This is a genomic window from Emticicia sp., assembly GCF_049241225.1.
GTDB lineage: Bacteria > Bacteroidota > Bacteroidia > Cytophagales > Spirosomataceae > Emticicia.
Genome location: NZ_JBMLRC010000343.1, coordinates 1 through 3,081 on the forward strand (window position 1 = coordinate 1; position 3,081 = coordinate 3,081).

The following is a 3,081-nucleotide window of genomic DNA, read 5'->3' on the forward strand; positions in this document are numbered from 1 at the left end:
CCCGTTTGCGGTACAAAAAAGCCCTTTAAGCCTTTTACATGTGGTTCGTATTCTTTCAACTGTTCTGGTGAAAGCATCTTGAAGCCGTCTAAGCCATTTTGTTTTCCACGCTCAAAAAGTCCATCCAAAATCGAAATTTGTTCAGGGCGAGTGGCTACCACTACTTTTCCGCAGAGGTCATATTTTATTTCCTCTTTTTCACAGAAATCTAACAACATCTGATAGCCTCTGATACAATTCGTTGCTTTCAAGCTACCCGGTTTGTAATAAAGCCCCGAGTGAATCACTCCGCTGTTATGCCCCGTTTGGTGTTTAGCTACTACATCTTCTTTTTCGATGATGAGCAATTTCAAACTCGGGTTTTGCTCTTTTATACGTAGGGCCGTGGCCAGTCCGACAATACCACCACCAACTACTGTTACATCATAAATCATATTCACAATTAAGAATTAAGAATGTAGAATTAAGAATGTAGAATTATTTTATCTACATCCCAAATCAACATTGTTATTAATAAATAGTTATTTCCAAAGAAATATCTGGATAATCAACCTGAACTATATGAAATTTCTAACACGTTTAGCTCATAATTCATATCTCATAACTTATAATTATTGCCTTTTCATTTAAAAAGTACAATTTTTCTTGGCGAATTGAATTACCAAACTTAAATTTGTGCAAATTTAACGACAACATTCAGACATGAAAAAGTTTAGTGTTTTATTATTTGCAGTAGCAGCGGTTTCGTTGGCTTCATGCGATTATCAAAAAACCAATCGTATTGAACAAAAAGACGTACGTCAAGGTGATGAGTGGGTTTATGGTGTAAGTCCAGACTCAGCAGCACGTCAATTAAAAAATAAATATACAGCTAAGCCTGAGCTTGAAAAACGCACACAAGCGATTCAAGAGAAATTATTCGGTTTAGGAAAATCTAATGAAGGTGCATAATTGCCTCCAATGATTTTGCTTATAGTAGGCGGTTTACAGTTTATCTTGGCATTCTGATGCTACATATACTGTAATATGCCTATTTTTATTTTTTTATACCCCACGATGCTCCAACATCATCAAAAACGAAACTTCAATAAATGAACATAGCATTAGTTACAGGTTCGGCAGGTTTGATTGGTAGTGAATCAGTTGCCTTTTTTGCCGAAAAATTTGATTTAGTAATCGGTATCGACAATAACCTTCGTTCGTATTTCTTCGGAGCCGAGGCTTCTACCGACTGGAATCGTAAAGGTTTAGAAGAAAAATTCAGCAATTACAAGCACTACAAAGCTGATATTCGTTCGGAAGAAGAAATCAATAAAATCTTTGCCGAATACGGTGCTGACATTAAACTTGTTGTACACACAGCTGCACAACCAAGCCACGACTGGGCTGCCCGTGAGCCATTTACTGACTTCACAGTAAACGCCAATGGCACGCTCGTAATGCTCGAAGCAACTCGTAAATACTCTCCAGAAGCAGTATTTATCTTTACTTCGACCAATAAAGTTTATGGCGATACACCTAATTACTTGCCATTGGTAGAACTGGAAACTCGTTGGGAAATCGACCAAAACCACCCATATTTCACTAACGGTATCGACGAATTGATGTCAATCGACCACTCGAAGCACTCTATTTTTGGTGCATCGAAAGTAGCGGCTGATGTAATGGTGCAAGAATACGGTAGATATTTCGGTATGAAAACTGCGGTTTTCCGTGGCGGATGCTTGACTGGCCCAAATCACTCGGGAGCTCAATTGCACGGTTTCTTGGCTTATTTAATGAAATGTGCCATTACAGGAAACCACTACACGATTTTCGGTTATAAAGGAAAACAAGTACGTGACAATATTCATAGCTGGGATTTAGTGAATATGTTCTGGCATTTCTATCAAAATCCTCGTGCTGGCGAAGTTTATAACGCTGGTGGTGGACGCTTCTCGAACTGCTCAATGCAAGAGGGAATTGCGATTTGTGAGGAAATCACAGGAAATAAAATGAGTTACAGCTACGCCGAAGATAATCGTAGTGGCGACCATATCTGGTATATTTCTGACCTTACGAAGTTCAAGAATCACTACCCAGAATGGACTTGGAAATATGACTTAAAAACTACGCTTACACAGATGTACGATAACATCAGCAAGCGAGTATAAACTAAATGTCTGTACCATCGGTCTGACATTTAATAAAGTTAAAACCTTAGAAATGCACCGCAGATTTGACACTATTTCGTACAATCGAAACGTCAGACCTGCGGTGCAGACGTTTATAGTCTCAGAGAAATTTTGTACTTTTGTATCCCTTAATACCAAAGTGCCTTACTATTTATCTGATTTATAATTCCCAGAAAAATTAATCAATGAAACTAAGCGTAGTAATTCCAGCATATAACGAAGAAGAAAGTATCTCAGAAACCCTCAGAAGTTTATACAATACTTTAAAGAAGTACGATATTCCGCACGAAATTTGGGTGACAAACGATAACTCAAAAGATAATACTTTGGGAGTTTTGCAGGAATTACAGAAAGAAATACCAAGCTTAGTTTTTGAAACGAACAAAGGGCCAAATGGCTTTGGCTATGCCGTACGCTATGGTTTAGAACGTTTTTCGGGCGATTGCGTAGCGGTTTTTATGGCCGATATGTCAGACGACCCAGAAGATTTGGTAAAATACTACAAAACCATGCTTGCCGATAATGTTGATGCGGTTTTTGGTAGCCGTTGGATAAAAGGCGGAAAAGTAATTGATTATCCAGCCGTCAAGAAAATCATCAATCGAGTGGCTAATTTTATCATAAAAATGGTGATTGGTATCAAATACAATGATACGACCAATGCTTTTAAACTTTATAAGCGTGAAACAATGGAAGGCTTGAAGCCTTTTCTTTCGCCACACTTTAACTTGACGGTTGAGCTTCCACTCAAAACGATTGTTCGTGGATATTCTTACAGCGTAGTACCGAATAGCTGGACTAACCGAAAATACGGAGAATCGAAACTCAAAATCAAAGAAATGGGTAGCCGCTATTTCTTTATTTTGGTGTATTGTTTTGTAGAAAAATTCTTCTCTCGTGGAGATTA

General features: G+C 38.1%; 4 protein-coding genes. 3 read left to right on the top strand and 1 reads right to left on the bottom strand.

Going from position 1 to position 3,081, the window contains the following annotated elements; translation table 11 throughout:
• Positions 1-434 (bottom strand): FAD-dependent oxidoreductase (locus ACOVO2_RS18550; RefSeq protein WP_421771409.1); only part of this gene is annotated, 434 nt, incomplete at its 3' end.
• A gap of 268 nt (positions 435-702) precedes the next feature.
• Here ACOVO2_RS18550 and ACOVO2_RS18555 point away from each other — a divergent pair.
• The 3 genes from ACOVO2_RS18555 to ACOVO2_RS18565 form a co-directional block, all read left to right on the top strand.
• Positions 703-951, top strand: a complete 249-nt coding sequence (locus tag ACOVO2_RS18555) for a hypothetical protein (RefSeq protein ID WP_421771407.1) — start codon at positions 703-705, stop codon at positions 949-951.
• Between the two features lie 140 nt (positions 952-1,091).
• Positions 1,092-2,153: an NAD-dependent epimerase/dehydratase family protein gene (locus ACOVO2_RS18560; protein WP_188769713.1), complete on the top strand. Its 1,062-nt coding sequence runs from the start codon at positions 1,092-1,094 to the stop codon at positions 2,151-2,153.
• A 206-nt stretch (positions 2,154-2,359) separates the two neighbouring features.
• Positions 2,360-3,081, top strand: a 722-nt coding sequence (locus ACOVO2_RS18565; RefSeq protein WP_421771408.1) for a glycosyltransferase family 2 protein, incomplete at its 3' end; no start/stop codon positions are given.

Bases quoted from the DNA above. Each gene is read 5' to 3' on its own strand.
- ACOVO2_RS18555 (WP_421771407.1), top strand. From the start codon at position 703: ATGAAAAAGTTTAGTGTTTTATTATTTGCAGTAGCAGCGGTTTCGTTG.
- ACOVO2_RS18560 (WP_188769713.1), top strand. From the start codon at position 1,092: ATGAACATAGCATTAGTTACAGGTTCGGCAGGTTTGATTGGTAGTGAA.